The organism is Labrys wisconsinensis, assembly GCF_030814995.1.
GTDB lineage: Bacteria > Pseudomonadota > Alphaproteobacteria > Rhizobiales > Labraceae > Labrys > Labrys wisconsinensis.
This window is the reverse complement of sequence record NZ_JAUSVX010000012.1, coordinates 161,124-176,521: the sequence shown is the minus strand read 5'-3', so window position 1 is coordinate 176,521 and position 15,398 is coordinate 161,124. Positions and strand designations below refer to the sequence as shown.

Annotated in this window: 15 protein-coding genes; 11 read left to right on the top strand and 4 right to left on the bottom strand. The window is 73.1% G+C overall.

What is annotated here, in order from left to right:
* Nucleotides 1-132: 132 nt before the first annotated feature.
* A complete protein-coding gene (locus QO011_RS27515; protein ID WP_307279406.1) occupies nt 133-498 on the top strand; it encodes a YciI family protein in 366 nt (121 codons plus the stop codon).
* Entirely contained in the window at nt 488-1,741 is a 1,254-nt protein-coding gene (locus QO011_RS27510; RefSeq protein ID WP_307279404.1) for an RNA polymerase sigma factor, read from the top strand. Before QO011_RS27515 ends, QO011_RS27510 begins: the two co-directional genes overlap by 11 nt.
* On the opposite strand, the gene QO011_RS27505 is transcribed toward QO011_RS27510, so the two are convergent.
* Nucleotides 1,742-2,752, bottom strand: coding sequence for a quinone-dependent dihydroorotate dehydrogenase (locus QO011_RS27505; RefSeq protein WP_307279403.1), 1,011 nt, complete (start codon nt 2,750-2,752; stop codon nt 1,742-1,744).
* Complete coding sequence (locus tag QO011_RS27500; RefSeq protein WP_307279400.1) at nt 2,749-3,090, bottom strand: DUF952 domain-containing protein; 342 nt, start codon at nt 3,088-3,090, stop codon at nt 2,749-2,751. Before QO011_RS27500 ends, QO011_RS27505 begins: the two co-directional genes overlap by 4 nt.
* Nucleotides 3,091-3,246: 156 nt before the next feature.
* On the opposite strand from QO011_RS27500, the gene QO011_RS27495 reads away from it, so the two are divergent.
* Both QO011_RS27495 and QO011_RS27490 read left to right on the top strand, forming a co-directional pair.
* Nucleotides 3,247-3,876 (top strand): S24 family peptidase, encoded by a 630-nt coding sequence (locus QO011_RS27495; RefSeq protein WP_307279398.1) that lies wholly within the window; start codon nt 3,247-3,249, stop codon nt 3,874-3,876.
* Nucleotides 3,877-3,979: 103 nt separating this feature from the next.
* On the top strand, nt 3,980-6,175 hold the full coding sequence (locus QO011_RS27490; RefSeq protein WP_307279395.1) for a transglycosylase domain-containing protein: 2,196 nt from the start codon (nt 3,980-3,982) through the stop codon (nt 6,173-6,175).
* Nucleotides 6,176-6,247: 72 nt separating this feature from the next.
* On the opposite strand, the gene QO011_RS27485 is transcribed toward QO011_RS27490, so the two are convergent.
* Together QO011_RS27485 and rsmI are read right to left on the bottom strand one after the other, a co-directional pair.
* The gene (locus tag QO011_RS27485; protein WP_307279394.1) at nt 6,248-6,619 is read right to left on the bottom strand and encodes a YraN family protein; all 372 of its coding nucleotides are present in this window, start codon (nt 6,617-6,619) and stop codon (nt 6,248-6,250) included.
* Between the two features lie 7 nt (nt 6,620-6,626).
* Nucleotides 6,627-7,556: a 16S rRNA (cytidine(1402)-2'-O)-methyltransferase gene (rsmI, locus tag QO011_RS27480; RefSeq protein ID WP_307279391.1), complete on the bottom strand. Its 930-nt coding sequence runs from the start codon at nt 7,554-7,556 to the stop codon at nt 6,627-6,629.
* A 301-nt stretch (nt 7,557-7,857) separates the two neighbouring features.
* Here rsmI and QO011_RS27475 point away from each other — a divergent pair, with 301 nt between their 5' ends.
* From QO011_RS27475 to QO011_RS27445, 7 genes are all read left to right on the top strand, one after another.
* A complete protein-coding gene (locus QO011_RS27475; protein ID WP_307279388.1) occupies nt 7,858-9,060 on the top strand; it encodes a penicillin-binding protein activator in 1,203 nt (400 codons plus the stop codon).
* A gap of 23 nt (nt 9,061-9,083) precedes the next feature.
* On the top strand, nt 9,084-9,713 hold the full coding sequence (pncA, locus tag QO011_RS27470; protein ID WP_307279385.1) for a bifunctional nicotinamidase/pyrazinamidase: 630 nt from the start codon (nt 9,084-9,086) through the stop codon (nt 9,711-9,713).
* 120 nt (nt 9,714-9,833) lie between these two features.
* Nucleotides 9,834-10,217 carry a DUF2794 domain-containing protein gene (locus QO011_RS27465; protein WP_307279382.1) on the top strand — a complete coding sequence of 128 codons (384 nt, stop codon included), beginning with the start codon at nt 9,834-9,836 and terminating at the stop codon, nt 10,215-10,217.
* Between the two features lie 147 nt (nt 10,218-10,364).
* The gene (locus QO011_RS27460) at nt 10,365-10,844 is read left to right on the top strand and encodes a DUF2938 domain-containing protein (protein WP_307279380.1); all 480 of its coding nucleotides are present in this window, start codon (nt 10,365-10,367) and stop codon (nt 10,842-10,844) included.
* 114 nt (nt 10,845-10,958) lie between these two features.
* Nucleotides 10,959-11,642, top strand: a complete 684-nt coding sequence (locus QO011_RS27455; protein ID WP_307279379.1) for a vWA domain-containing protein — start codon at nt 10,959-10,961, stop codon at nt 11,640-11,642.
* A complete protein-coding gene (locus QO011_RS27450; RefSeq protein ID WP_307279377.1) occupies nt 11,639-12,412 on the top strand; it encodes a PP2C family serine/threonine-protein phosphatase in 774 nt (257 codons plus the stop codon). The genes QO011_RS27455 and QO011_RS27450 overlap by 4 nt, the downstream gene beginning before the upstream one ends.
* Complete coding sequence (locus QO011_RS27445; RefSeq protein ID WP_307279374.1) at nt 12,403-15,312, top strand: peptidoglycan-binding protein; 2,910 nt, start codon at nt 12,403-12,405, stop codon at nt 15,310-15,312. Before QO011_RS27450 ends, QO011_RS27445 begins: the two co-directional genes overlap by 10 nt.
* Nucleotides 15,313-15,398: the final 86 nt, after the last annotated feature.

Below are 15,398 nucleotides of genomic sequence, written 5' to 3'. Positions count from 1 at the left end.
CGCCGGTCGCATCCCGCGCCCGGAAGATTTAGTCTCCAAGCCTGTCGAAAGCCCCGCCCCCCGATCGACATCGAGGTGGCGGGATCGTCCCGCCGGCAAGGCGGCATCATCCGCCCGGATTGGAGGACCACGATGCAGTACATTCTGATGATCCACGACAGCGAGGCGGCGATGCAGGCCGCGTCTCCGGCTGCGCGGCAGCAGCTGACCGCCGCCTATCACGCCTATACCGAGGCGCTGGTCGCCGCGGGCGCCCGGGTGGCGGGCGAGCGGCTGCAGCCGACCTCGACCGCCACGACGGTGCGGGTGGTCGACGGCAAGACCCAGGTCCTGAGCGGTCCCTATGCCGAGACGCGCGAGCAGCTCGGCGGCTTCTACATCATCGACGTGCCGGACCTCGACGCGGCCCTGGCCTGGGCGGCGCGCTGTCCCGGCGCCGGCACCGGCGTCCTGGAGGTCAGGCCGATCTGGCCGATGACCATGGACCATGCCGCCTGAGATGCAGCCCGGCCCCGCCTGGGAGACGGCGGAGGCGGTGGCGCGCCGCAGCTATGGGCGCCTGGTTGCGTCGCTGGCGGCGCGCATGCGCGATGTCGCCGGGGCGGAGGATGCTTTTTCCGAAGCGTTCGCCGCCGCCCTGGCGGACTGGCCGGCCAGGGGCGTGCCGGCCAACCCGGAGGGCTGGCTGGTGGCGGTGGCGCGGCGGCGGATGATCGATGCCGCGCGCCGCCGGGCCCTCGGCGAGAGTCTGGTCCCGGAGATGCGGCGCGCTGCCGAGGAGCTGGAGGAGATGGCAGGGAATCCGACACCGGTGCCGGACGAGCGCCTGCGGCTGATGTTCGTGTGCGCCCATCCCGCCATCGATCCGGCCGTCCGCGCCCCGCTGATCCTGCAGACCGTGCTGGGCTGGGACGCGGCGACCATCGCCTCGGCCTTCCTGGTCGCGCCCGCGGCCATGGGCCAGCGCCTGGTGCGCGCCAAGGCCAAGATCCGGCTCGCCGGCATCCCGTTCCGGGTGCCGGAACGCGCCGAGCTCGCCGAACGCCTGCAGGCGGTGCTCGATGCCATCTATGCCGTGTTTGCCGAAGGCTGGGCCGACCCGGCCGGCACCGGCAGCCGCAGCGGCAATCTGGCCGAGGAGGGCATCTGGCTCGGGCGGCTGGTCGTCACGCTGCTGCCGGGGGAGCCCGAGGCGCTCGGCCTGCTGGCGCTGATGCTGCACGCCCAGGCCCGGCGGCAGGCGCGGCGCGACGGCGCCGGCGACTATGTGCCGCTGACGCGGCAGGACGTGTCGCTGTGGGACGGCGGCCTGATCGGGGAGGCCGAGGCGCTGCTCGATCGCGCCGGCGCCATGGGTGCGCCGGGCCGCTACCAGCTGGAGGCGGCGGTGCAATCGGCGCACGCCGTGCGCCGGCACACCGGCCGTTCCGACTGGACGGCCGTCGAGCGGCTCTACGCCGCGCTGGCGGCCCTGACGGGATCGCCGGTCGTCGGCATCAACCGTGCCGTCGCCCTCGCCGAAGTCGAGGGGCCCGGGGCCGGCCTGGCGCTGCTCGAAGCGCTGGCGGGCGACCCGCGCCTGCGGGAGTACCAGCCCTACTGGGCCGCGCGCGCCGACTTGCTGCACCGGATCGGCGCCGTCGCGCCGGCGCGGGAGGCCTATCACCGGGCGATCGGCCTGGAATCCGACGCGGCGGTGCGCCGCTTCCTGCAGCGGCGCTGCGCCGAGCTGCCGCAGTGATCACGGCCGCGCCAGCCCGCGCTTGATCTCGCCGATGAGGCCCGGCCCTCGGAACACCATGGCCGAATAGAGCTGCACGAGCGTCGCGCCGGCCTCGAGCTTGCGCCGGGCGGTCTTCGCCGACTCGATGCCGCCGACGCCGATCAGCGGAAAGCGCTTCTCCACCCGCGCCGCCGTCTCCGCCAGCATGCGGGTCGAGAGGTCGAACAGCGGCGCGCCGGACAGGCCTCCCGCTTCCGCGGCGACGCCCTTGCTGCGCAGCGTCGGCGGCCGGCTGACCGTGGTGTTGGAGACGATCATGCCGTCGAGGTCGCGCGCCAGCGCCACCGCGACGATGTCATCGAGCTCGCCGAGCGTCAGGTCCGGCGCGATCTTGAGGAGCAGCGGCCGGCGCGGATGGTGCTGCGAAGCCTCATCCCGCGCCGCCGTCGCCCGCGCCAGGAGATCGTCCAGCGCCTCGCGCTGCTGCAGGCTGCGCAGGCCCGGCGTGTTGGGCGAGGAGACGTTGAGGGTGAAGTAGGAGGCGACGCCGGCGAAGGCGGCAATGCCGGCGGCATAGTCGGCCGCCTTGTCCTCGCTGTCCTTGTTCGCCCCGACATTCACGCCGACGATGCCGGCGGGCGGGCGCGCCGCGAGCCGCGCCAGCGCCGCGGCATGGCCCTGGTTGTTGAAGCCGAAGCGGTTGATCACGCCCTCGTCGGCCGGCAGGCGGAACAGGCGCGGGCGCGGATTGCCCGCCTGCGGCCGCGGCGTCAGGCTGCCGACCTCGACGAAGCCGAAGCCGAGCCGCAGCATCGGGTCGACCACCTCGGCATCCTTGTCGAAGCCGGCGGCGACGCCGACCGGGTTGGGAAAGCGCAAGCCGAAGGCCTCGACCGCCAGGCCCGGCTCGTCCGGGCGCGCCGGCGGCAGCGGCATCAGCCTGAGGGCGCGCAGCGTCAGCGCGTGGGCCCGCTCCGGGTCCATGCCCATCAGCACCGGACGGGCAAGCGGATAGAGGGCGCCGATCATGGGGCCTCCGGGAAGACGTGGCGGCCGTCGGGGCCGAGCGGCAGCGGCGCGACCGAGGTCACCGCCGTGAGCGGCAGCGGCGCATAGAGATGCGGGAACAGCGCCCCGCCGCGCGAGACCTCCCAGCGCAGCGCCGGGCCGAGCCGATCCGCCTCGACCGCCACCAGGACGAGGCCGGCCTGGCCGGCGAAGTGCCGGGCCGCCGTCTCGCGCACGCTCGCCGCGTCGGAGAAATGGATATAGCCGTCGGCAAGGTCGACCGGCGCGCCGTCGAATCGTCCCGCCGCCTCGGCCGCGCGCCATTGCTCGGTGGTCGCGATCTTGTAGATGGTCGCCATGCCTGCCCTTCCCACGGTTGCCCGATTTGCGCTGCGGAGATGACACCGGCGTCGATAGGTGATAAATCCTATTTTCTAGGTTTCATCGCCTAAGCGAGATTTCCGGGCGCCACCCGCGGAACGGGTCCGGAAATCCCGCCGAGCCAGGGTCTCCCGATGCTCACCCACGCCCAGATCTGGAATGCCATCGATACGCTCGCGGCGCGCCACGGGCTATCGGCTTCCGGCCTCGCCCGCAAGGCCGGGCTCGACGCCACCACCTTCAACAAGTCCAAGCGCGTCACCGGGGACGGGCGCGCCCGCTGGCCCTCGACGGAATCGGTGGCCAAGGTGCTCGAGGCGACCGGCGACTCCATCGACGTCTTCCTCGGCCTGCTCGACCGGGCCCGCGAGGCCGTGCCTCGCCGCATCCCGATGCTGAGCCTGGCGCAGGCGGCCGCCGACGGCCTGTTCGACGAGGCCGGCCATCCCCGGAGCGAGGGCTGGGACGAGGCGATCTTTCCCGGGCCGAGCGAGGAACGGATCTATGCGCTGGAGGTCGCTGGCGGCGGCCTGGAGCCGCTCTATCGCGACGGCGACCTGATCATCGTCGCGCCCGGCGTCCAGATCCGCAAGGGCGACCGCGTCGTGGTGCGCACCCGCGCCGGCGAGGTCCTGGCGATGGCGTTGAAGCGGCGCACGGCCAGGACCGCCGAGCTCGCCCCGCTCGGCGCCGCCGGCGAGGAGCGGGCGCTGCAGCAGGGGGAGATAGCCTGGATGGCGCGCATCGTCTGGGCGAGCCAGTAGAAGCTCCGGTGGACATGGTCGTAAAGTCCCCTTAATGCGGCCGCGATTATTCTGTTAAGACGCAGACCCCATTCGAGCGACGATTGACGGAGAGCGCCGACGCATGGCCGATGGACGGCGCGAACCACGTTTCGACAGCGATCGGGGCGATTTCGACATGCGCGTCACCCGGGACGACCGCTCCGCGCCGGCTTCGGCCGCGGAGATGGCGGCCCGGTCCGGGACGCGTCCGAGCGATTCGCCGCGCCGCCAGGACGGACGTCGCCGCAGCTTCTCCGGCGGCGTCGTCGACGGGACCTCGCCCGGCGGCCGGCCGCCGCGTCGGCGCCGGCGCCGCTCCTTCCTCGGCCGGCTGTTCTACTGGGGCTTCGTGCTGGCGATCTGGGGCGTGATCGGCGCCGGCGGCGTCGTCGCCTGGTATGCCTCCCACCTGCCGCCGATCCAGGACCTGGCGGTGCCGCAACGCCCGCCCAACGTGCAGATCCTCGCCTCCGACGGCACGCCCATCGCCAATCGCGGCGGCATGGGCGGGGCGGCGGTGTCGATCAAGGACCTGCCGCCCTATGTGCCGGCCGCCTTCGTCGCCATCGAGGACCGGCGCTTCTACTCCCATTGGGGCATTGATCCGCTCGGCCTGATCCGGGCGGTGACGCGCAACCTGGTCACCGGGCATGTCGAGCAGGGCGGCTCGACCCTGACCCAGCAGCTCGCCAAGAACGTGTTCCTGACCCAGGAGCGCAGCCTCGAGCGCAAGGTGCAGGAAGCCATCCTGGCGCTGTGGCTCGAGCGCAAATACTCCAAGGACCAGATCCTGGAGATGTATCTCAACCGCGTCTATTTCGGCGCCGGCGCCTTCGGCGTCGAGGCGGCGGCGCAGCGCTATTTCGGCCGCCCGGCCTCGAAGCTGACCCTGGCGCAGGCCGCCATGCTGGCCGGCCTGGTCAAGGCGCCCTCGAAGCTGGCGCCCAACAAGAACCTGCAGGGCGCGCAGGACCGCGCCGAGGTCGTGCTCGGCGCCATGGCCGACATGGGCGTGATCTCCGCCGGCGAGGAGAAGGCCGCGATCGCCAAGCCGGCCGTCGCCAGCAGCAAGGTCGACAATTTCTCGGGCAACTATCCCGCGGACTGGGTGACGAGCCTGCTCGACGACTATGTCGGGCCGCTCGAGAGCGACGTCGTGGTCGAGACGACCATCAATTCACGGCTCCAGGTCACCGCCGAGCAGGCCCTGACCCAGGCGCTCGACAAGAACGGCGGCAGGCTCAATGTCGGCCAGGGCGCCCTGGTGGCGATGGAGCCGGACGGCGCCGTGCGCGCCCTGGTGGGCGGGCGGTCCTATGCCGCCAGCCAGTTCAACCGCGTCATCTCCGCCCGCCGCCAGCCCGGCTCGACCTTCAAGCCCTTCGTCTATCTCGCGGCCCTGGAGGCCGGGCTGACGCCCGACACCGTGCGCGACGACGCGCCCGTCAGCCTGGCCGGCTGGCGGCCGGAGGACTTCTCCAAGGAGTATCGCGGCCCGGTGACGCTGGCGACGGCGCTCGCCCTGTCGCTGAACACCGTGGCGGTGCGCCTGTGCGCCGAGCTCGGCCCGAAGGCGGTGGTCGCCATGGCCCAGCGCCTCGGCATCGCCTCCAAGCTCGATCCCAACCCGTCGATCGCCCTCGGCACGTCCGAGGTGACGCCGCTGGAGCTGACCTCGGCCTATGCCGTCTTCGCCAATGGCGGGCGCACCATCGTGCCCTATGTCGTCACCGAGGTGAAGGCGGTGTCGGGCAAGGTCCTGTACAAGCGCAGCCCGCCGCCCATGCCCCAGGTGATCAGCGACGCCGAGGTCGGCATGATGAACGCCATGATGAGCCAGACGCTGACCATCGGCACGGCCCGCAAGGCGGCGCTGCCGGGCTGGCAGGCGGCCGGCAAGAGCGGCACCAGCCAGAACTATCGCGACGCCTGGTTCGTCGGCTTCACCAGCCGCATGGTCACCGCGGTCTGGCTCGGCAACGACGACGGCGCCTCGACGCGGCGCATCACCGGCGGCAGCCTGCCGGCCAGCATCTGGAACAGCTTCATGGTCGCCGCGCACAAGGGGCTGCAGCCCCAGCCGCTGCCCGGCCGGCCCTGGGTGCCGCCGCCGCCGCAGGACGTCGCCCCGGTGGTCGCCGCCCAGCCCCAGGTCGACGGCGCGCCGGACGACCAGCCCGTCGCCATGGCCCCGGCCCCGGCCGGCAACGGCGAATGGGAGCCCCCGCAGGGCGGCCCCAATCTCGGCGACTGGATCAAGCACGTGCTGGGGCAGTGAGGCGGCTGCGGAGCCGATCCGGCCGGTGGATCGGCGCCCCTTTTCCGCATGGCGGCGATGCGGCGGCCCCGCTCAGATATCCGCCTCGAAGGCGTTGACGACGTGCAGGGGCCAGCGGCGCGGCGCGACGAAGACGGCGTCGAAGCGCAGGGTCAGCCTCGCATCGTCGGGATGGCGTGTCAGCCAGGCGCGCGCCGCGGCGGCGATGCGTCGCCTCTGGGCTGGCGTGATCGCCTCCTGCGCCGCGGCGAGCTCGCCGCGCGCCTTCACCTCGACGAAGACGATCGTCTCGCCGCGCAGGGCGACGAGGTCCGCCTCGCCTCCGGCGGTGCGGAAGCGTCGGGCCAGGATGCGGTAGCCCTTCAGGCGCAGCAGCAGGGCCGCCCGGCCCTCGGCGCCGAGGCCGAAGCGGAAGGCCCGGCGCCGCCCCGCGAGGTCGGTCATCGCCGGTTCACGGTCCGCGGGCGCGCCGCGCCGCCGCCAGTTCCACGGCCCGCGCATAGACGCCGCGCCTGGGCAGGCCGAGCCGGGCGGCCACCGCGGCGGCGGCATCCTTCACCGACAGCGTGTCGAGCGCCGAGCTGAGCGAGGCCTCCATCTCGTCGGCGCTGGCCCGCTCCTCCACCGGCGGCCCGACCACGACGACGATCTCGCCGCGCGGCTCCTCGGCCACCGCGAAGTCGGTCGCCAGCGACACCAGCGTGCCGCGATAGACCGTCTCGTAGGCCTTGGTCAGCTCGCGTGCCACGGTGGCCGCCCGGTCGCCCAGCGCCGTCGCCATCGCCGCCAGGCTGCCGGCCAGGCGCGGCCCGCTCTCGTAGAACACCAGCGTCGCCGGCACTGCCTTGAGCTCGGCCAGGCGGTTGGCGCGCGCCCCGTCCTTGGGCGGCAGGAAGCCCTCGAAGAAGAAGCGGTCGGTCGGCAGGCCGGCCACGGTCAGGGCGGCCAGCGCCGCCGAGGCGCCCGGCGCCGAGGAGACGGCGATGCCCTCCTCGATGGCGTCGCGCACCAGCTTGTAGCCGGGGTCCGATACCATCGGCGTGCCTGCGTCGGAGACCAGCGCGACGGCTGCGCCCTGCGCCAGGCGCTCCAGGATCTGCGGGCGCACGCGCGGGGCGTTGTGGTCGTTGTAGGCGACCAGGCTCGCCTCGATGCCGTAATGATTGGTGAGGCGGCTGGTGACCCGGGTGTCCTCGCACACCACCAGGTCCGCCGCCGCCAGCGTGGTCAGGGCGCGCAGCGTCACGTCGGCGAGGTTGCCGATCGGGGTCGACACCACGTGCAGGCCGGGCCGGAGCGAGGGGGCGGTGATGCGCTGGCCGTGCAGGGTATAGCTGCGCTGGGAAGCCGGGGCATCGGCCAGGAGGCTGTCGTGGGGCATGGCTGGGGCCTTGCGGGGGGGCTGTGGATGGCCGCACGGGAGCGCCGGCATCCTGCATGCCAACCAGTATCATTCCGGCCGAGGTTCATGCAAAACTGCCGACGCTTCGGCGAAGCCTCGGACAGGAAGTCGTGGATCGGCAGGCAGGTTCCCGCCGCCGCGGTCTTGCCAGGGCCGCGAAATCCTGCTTGGGGGGCGAGTGGCGCTTGGACTTTGACATCGAGCGGGATTGCCGAGCCCGGCCTCGGGCGGCGTTCGAAAGGCTTGCTCGGGGCGCCCGCTGCCGTGCCTGGAGGCCATCGTGAGTCATCTGCCCCATCTCGACCGACCTGTCGATCCGGCGCGCCGGGCTTCGCTGCGCCTGTTCGGGCTCGGCGGGGCGGCGCTGCTCGCCGGATGCAGCACCACCGAGACGATGATCCGGCCGGCGGCCTCGCCGGCCTTGTCGCAGCCCTCGGCCACCATCGGCTCCGGACCGGTCACCGCGGCGCTGCTGGTGCCGCTCTCCTCCGGCGGCGGCGGGGGCGCCGTCGGCACCGCGATTCGCAATGCCTGCGACATGGCCATGGCCGAGTTCGTGCACGGCGAGTTCCAGCTGGTGGTCAAGGACGACCTCGGCACGCCCGAGGGTGCCAGCGCCGCGGCAACGGCGGCGCTGGCCGACGGCGCCCACGTCATCCTCGGGCCGCTCTTTGCGCCGGCGGTCCGGACGGCCGGGGCGGTGGCGCGCTCGGGCGGCGTGCCGATGATCGCCTTCTCCTCCGATGCCAGCGTCGCCGCGCCCGGCATCTATCTCCTGTCGTTCATGCCGCAATCGGACGTCGAGCGGATCGTCGCCTACGCCGCCGCCAGCGGCAAGACCTCCTTCGCCGCGCTGATTCCGCAGACCGCCTACGGCACGGTGGTGCAGGGCGAGTTCCAGCAGGCCGCCTCGCGCCACAACCTGCGCATCGCCGCCATGGAGAGCTTCGGCCTCGACCGCTCGGCGATGCAGGCGCCGGTCGCGCGCGTGGCCGAGGTGATCAGGGCCGGCCAGGCCGACGCCCTGTTCCTGCCCGAAGGGGGCGAGACCCTGCCGCTGGTCGCCGAGGCCCTCGGCGCCGCCGGGGTCAACCCGCGCCGCGTGCAGCTCCTGGGCACCGGCGTGTGGGACGACAAGCGCGTCTTCGCCGCGCCGCTGCTGCAGGGCGGGCTCTACGCCGCGCCCGACGCCAGCGGCTTCCAGGCCTTTGCCGGCCGCTACCGGGCCCGCTTCGGCACCGACCCGGTGCGTCTGGCCAGCGTCGGCTACGACGCGATCTCCCTGGTCTCCGGCCTGCTCAAGGCCTATGGCGCCCAGGCCTTCGATGCCGCCAACCTGACCAATCCCTCCGGCTTCAGCGGCATAGACGGCGCCTTCCGGTTCCGCACCGACGGCACCAACGAACGCAGCCTCTCCGTGCTGCGCGTCACCCCGCAGGGCGGCCAGACCGTCTCGGCGGCGGCCCGCAGCTTCGTCTCCTGACCCCCATCGCCGCGGGAGCCGCCATGCGCCCCACCGACACCGACGTCCTGCTGGTCATCGACGTCCAGAACGATTTCTGCCCCGGCGGCGCGCTGGCCGTGCCGGACGGCGATGCCGTGGTGCCGGCGATCAACCGCCTCGCCGAGCGCTTCGCCCATGTGGTGCTGACCCAGGACTGGCATCCCGCCGGCCACTCCTCCTTCGCCTCCAGCCATCCCGGCCGGGCGCCCTTCTCCAGCCTCGCCATGCCCTACGGCGCCCAGACCCTCTGGCCCGACCATTGCGTCCAGGGCACGGACGGCGCGGCCTTCCGTCCGGACCTCGCCGTGACGCGGGCCGAGCTGATCGTCCGCAAGGGCTTCCGCCCCGCCATCGACAGCTATTCCGCCTTCTTCGAGAACGACCGGACCACGCCGACCGGCCTTGCCGGCTATCTCCGCGAACGCGGCCTGACGCGGGTCGTCTGCGTCGGGCTCGCCACCGATTTCTGCGTCCGCTTCTCCGCCGAGGACGCCCGCCGCCTCGGCTTCGAGGTGGTGCTGGTCGAGGATGCCTGCCGCGGCATCGACCTCGACGGCTCGGTCGCGGCCGCCATGGCTGCCATGGCCGGGGCGGGGGTCACGATCGCCGCCAGCGGCCAAGAGCCGACTTGAACGCGGCGCCGTTCGGCGCAATCATGACAGGACGGCGACAGGGCCGCTGGCCCGCGGCCGGCCGGGCCTTGCTCGGCCGATGCCGGCGGGCCCGGGACCGGGCCGTTGAAAGGAGGCGCCATGAGCGAGGTTGATCCGCCTGGAAGTTCCCAGGCGGGCGGCGCGGAGATCGCGGTGTTCCCCACCCAGCGCCGCATCGAGCCGCCCGCCATCTCCTTCGACCGGCACGAGCTGCGCCAGATCATGAACCTCTACGGGCGGATGGTGGCGCACGGCGAGTGGCGCGACTATGCCATCGACTTCCTGCGCGACAAGGCGATCTTCTCGATCTTCCGCCGCTCCTCCGAGATGCCGCTCTACCGCATCGTCAAGGACCCGGCGCTGGCCCGCCGCCAGGGCGCCTATGCCGTGCTGAGCCCCAGCGGCATGATCCTCAAGCGTGGCCACGAGCTGGCTCGCGTGCTGCAGGCGATCGACAAGCCGGTCATGATGGTGGTGCAATAGCGCGCCGATCGCAGGGCGCGTTGTGCCGTGGATGGCGGACATCTCTCGATTGCAATGGCAGGACCGCCTCTGTACGGTGCCGCCGGCTGCCATGCCTGCCCGCGGGCTGCCCGGCCGTCCTCTCCCTCTCCCTGTCGGAATAATTCCATGTTCGATGTCGTCTGGCGCTCCGTGGCGATCGGGATCGGCGCCACCCTGCTCATGGACCTGTGGGCGATCGTGCTGAACCGGGTCTTCGGCCTGGCGCTGCCGAACTGGGGCCTGGTCGGACGCTGGGTCTGGCACCTGCGCACGGGCAGGGTCTTCCACGACGATATCACCGCCGCCGCGCCCTTCTCGCAGGAGCTGGCGCTCGGCTGGGTTTTCCACTACGCCGTCGGCATCCTCTACGGCGCCCTGCTGGTCGTGGTGGTCGGCGCCGGCTGGCTCACGGCGCCGACCTTCCTGCCCGCCTGGATCCTCGGGCTGGTGACGGTCGGCGCGGGCTGGTTCCTGCTCGCCCCGGGCATGGGCGCCGGCTGGGCCGCCTCCAGGCGTCCCGATGCCATGCAGGTGCGCGCCCTCAACCTGGTCGCCCATACCGTCTTCGCCCTCGGCCTCTACGGCACGGCGCTGCTGGTGCGCTGAGGCCTCCGCTCCCCCGAAGCGATCGCGGCGGCCAATTAGCAGTTGGCCGGCCAGCGGGATTTTGCGATGAGTGGGGGCAGGGGGAGAGTATAGTCGCCCAAAGGAGGGCTCCGCATGACGGACGCCTCGTTCGAACAACGTCCATTCGGCGATGCGGTCTTCGCTGAGAACCCGGAGAATCGCTGCCCCGTCCTGTTGCTGCTCGACAAGTCGATCTCGATGCGCGGCGCGCCCATCGACGAGCTCAACGGCGGCCTGCAGCTTTTCCGCGACGAGCTGTTCGCCGATTCGCTCGCCGCCAAGCGCGTCGAGGTTGCCGTCGTCACCTTCGGGCCGGTCACGGTCGAGGCCGATTTCACCGGCATCCAGCATTTCTATCCGCCGACCCTTCAGGTGGCCGGCGACACGCCGATGGGCGCCGCCATCGAGCAGGGCCTCGACCTGCTGCGCCGCCGCAAGGAAGCCTACAAGGCCAACGGCATCTCCTATTACCGCCCCTGGGTGTTCATGGTCACCGACGGCGGCCCGACCGACTCCGTCGCCCGCGCCGCCGAGCTCGTGCGCGACGGCGAGGCCGCCAAGGCCTTCATGTTCTACAGCGTCGGCGTCGAGGGGGCCAATTTCGAGGCGCTCCGCCAGGTCAGCGTGCGCGAGCCGCTCAAGCTGCGCGGCCTGCGCTTCCGCGAGCTGTTCCAATGGCTCTCGGCCTCGCTGTCCTCGGTCTCGCGCTCCCAGCCGGGCGAGGCCGTGCCCCTGGCCAACCCGACGGCCCCCGAGGGTTGGGCGGTCGCGGGATGACCATGCGCCGGTGGAGCTGGGTGGGGGCCTGCTCGACCGGCACGTCGCATCTGAAGGCCGGTATCGGCTGCGACGACGCCGGAGCCTGCCTGGAAGCGTCCTCGCCTCACGGTCCGACGCTGGTCGCGGCCGTGGCGGACGGGGCGGGCAGCGCGCCGCTCGCCGGGCTCGGCGCGCGCATCGCGGTGCGCAGCATCTGCCGCTCGGCCCTCGCCTTCGTCGGCCGGGGCGGCCGGCCCGACGAGATCGACGACGCGCTGGTGGCGGATTGGCTGGACGGGATGCGCGACCGGCTCGACCGGGCGGCGCAGCGCCGCGGCCAGGCCCGCCGCGCCCTGGCCGCGACCCTGCTCGCCTGCGTGGTGCAGCGTGAGAGCGCGGTGGTGGTGCATGTCGGCGACGGGGCCTGTGCGCTGCGCCTCGACGGCGAGGCCGGCTGGCTGGTGCCGAGCTGGCCCGCCCAGGGCGAATATGCCGCGACCACCTATTTCGTCACCGACGACCCCGAGCCGCGGACCGTGGTCAGCCACGTCGCGGGAACCGTGGCGGAGCTGGCGCTGTTCTCCGACGGCCTGGAGCGCCTGGCGCTCGACTTCGCCGCGACGGCCGCCTTTGCGCCATTCTTCGAATCGATGTTTCCGCCCCTGCGCAAGGCGGCGCCGGGACGCCAGCGCCCGCTCTCCGCCGAGCTCAGGACCTTTCTCGACGGGCCGGCGGTGACCGGGCGCACCGACGACGACAAGACCCTGGTCATGGCGCGATGGACCTGACGACCTATACGACCGGCTCCGGCGGCACGGTGCGCCTCGGGGCGGTCCTGGGCAGGGGCGGCGAGGGCACGGTCCATGCCGTCCACGACGACCAGCGCCTGGCGGCCAAGATCTATCTGCCCGGCCTCGCCGCCGAGCGGGCGGAGAAGATCGCCGCCATGATCGCCGCGGGGCTGCACGCGGCGGTCGGCTTCGTCGCCTTCCCCATCGACACGCTCCACGACGCCTCCGGGGCCTTCGTCGGCTTCACCATGCGCCGGGTCGGCGGCCACAAGCCGGTCCACCGCCTCTATTCGCCGACCGACCGCAAGCGCGCCTTCCCGCGGGCGACCTATCCCCTGCTGGTGCGCGCCGCCCTCAACCTGGCGCGGGCGGTGGCGGGCGTGCACGCCGCCGGCGTGGTCATCGGCGACATCAACCATTCCGGCGTCCTGGTCGCGGACGATGCGACGGTGGTGCTGATCGACAGCGATTCCTTCCAGATCGTCCACGAGGGGCGGCTCTATCCCTGCAAGGTCGGCGTGCCCGAGTTCACGCCGCCCGAGCTGCAGGGCGCGTCGCGCGATTCGGCCCTGCGCACGCCGCTGCAGGATGCCTTCGGCCTGGCCGTGCTGGTGTTCTACACCCTGGTCATGGGCCGCCACCCCTTCGCCGGGCGTTATCTCGGACCGGGCGACATGCCGATGCCGCGCGCCATCGCCGAGTTCCGCTTCGCCTATTCCGCCCGGCGCGGTGCGACGCGGATGGAGCCGCCGCCCTATGTGCCGACCCTGGCTGACCTGCCGCTGGCGCTCGCCGACGCCTTCGAGCGGGCCTTCGGCCCGATCGGTCCGGGTGGCGCCCGCCCGTCGGCCGCCGAATGGGTGGGGCTGCTGGAGCAGGCGGAGGCGAGCCTCATCGTCTGCTCCGTCAACCCGGCGCACCACCACGTCAGGACCGCGCCGTCCTGCCCCTGGTGCCGCATGGAGCAGGCCTATCCCGGGTTCCAGGCCTTCGCGCCGTCCGGGCCGGCGCAACCGACGGACCGGCCGATCGACCTGCGCCAGCTCGTCGAGGCGGTGCGCGGCGTGGCGGACCCCGGCCCGGCTCCCGCCCTCGGGCCTCTGATGCCGGTGATGACGGACCTGCGGCCGCGGCCGGGCATGGACGCGCTGCGGCAGCAGCGGACCCGGCGCTGGGCCCTTGCCCTGGTCGTGGCGACGGCGGGCGTCGCCCTGCTCGGCACCGGCGGCCTCGGCATGGCCGCGGGCGTGGCCGTGCTGGCGGCCGGCGCTGCCCTCGGCTGGCGCGCGCCGGCATCGCTGGCGCGGGCGCTGGCCGAGGCCGAGCAGGGGCGCTTGGCCTGGCGCCAGGCCGAGGAGGCCTTCCGCCAGGCTGCCGGCAACGATCATTTCCGCAAGCTCCGCCGCGACGCCGAGGCCGTGCTGCGTCAGCTCCAGGACCTCGCCACCGAGGAGCGCCGCCGCCTGGAGGTGCTGGCGACACGCCGGCGCGAGGCGCAGCTGCGTCGCCATCTCGAGCGCTTCTCGATCGAGCGGATGCAGAGCAAGCGCGTCGGGCCGGACCGCAAGCTGCTGCTCCGGTCCTACGGCATCGAGACGGCGGCCGATATCGACTACCGTCGCATCGCCGCCATCCAGGGCTTCGGGCCTTCCATCGCCTGGGCGCTGGTGTCCTGGCGCCGCGCGGTCGAGGCCAAGTTCCGCTTCGATCCGGATCGGGGCGTCAACCCGTTCGACATCGCCACGATCCACGCCGGCATCGCGCCCCGCCAGGGCGAGCTCGAGGCCCGGCTGCACCTGGCCACCGCGGCATTGCAGCGGGCCGGTGTCGAGGCCGTGTCGCTGAGGACGAACCCGGGCCCGGCGACGCTGACCGCCTGGACGGCATGGCGGCAGGCCGAGGTCGATGCCGAGGCGCTGACGCCGTCCGCCGGCGAGCAGCGCTGGCTGGTGGCGCTGGCGGCCGGCTGCGTGGTGCTGGGCGTCGCCGCGCAGGTCGGTCCCTACCGCCCGCCGACACTGGTCGCCGTCGCGCCGCCCGCCCGTCTGTCGCCGCCGCCCGCCGCGCCTCCGGCCCCGCTCCCGACCGCGCCGGCGGTCGCCCCGGCCGGTGCTCCGGGCCTGGCGCCGCCCGCCGTGGCCGCGCTCGACCTGCTCGCGCGCGGCGATGCCGGGCGGGTGCAGCAGCGCCTGAAGGCGCTCGGCTATTTCGGCGGCCCGGTCGACGGCCTCTGGCTGGCCGGCTCGCGCGCCGCGCTGCGCGGCTTCCGGCGGCGGCAGGGTCTGGGCGAGGACGACCGCTGGGACGCGCGCACCGAGGCGGCCCTGATGGCCGCCGACGCTCCGCCGGCCGGTTCGGCAGCCGCAGCGGCGACCGACGGGCCGGACGTGGTCCTGCCGCCGCCGTCCGGTACCGTGCGCAACCCGCTCAACGCCTTCGACGCGCGCTGGGCCCAGGGGCGCCTGCGCGATCTCGGCTTCTACGACGGCGATACGGACGGCGTGTGGGACGACGACTCCCGCGCGGCGCTGCAGGACTTCAAGCTGGTCAACGGGCTCGCGGCCGACGAGGCGTGGGATGGCGAAACCGAGCGGCGCCTCACCGATACCGGCCCGGTGCCGGCCGAGCAGAGCTTCGTCGGGCACTGGGCCGCCAATCCGCGGGACTGCCATTACGGCGCTCCCACCCCCGTGACGATCTCCTCGCGTGGGGCCGTGAGGCCCGACGGCACCTGCAGCTTCACGGCCGTGACGCCGGAAAGCGGGGCGTGGCGTGCGGCCGGCCGCTGCAGCGTCAAGGGGCAGAGCCGGCAGGCGGACATCCGGCTGATCATGAACGGCAACACCCTGCTCTGGTCGGACAGCGGGGGGGTGAGCCGCTACTTCCGCTGTCACTGAGCCGCCCGGCCGCGGTCCCGAAATGGGAGTCGGCGCGCCCCGCGCTGTGCCAGAATCGCCAGGGCGCACACGTTTCGGCACAGGCC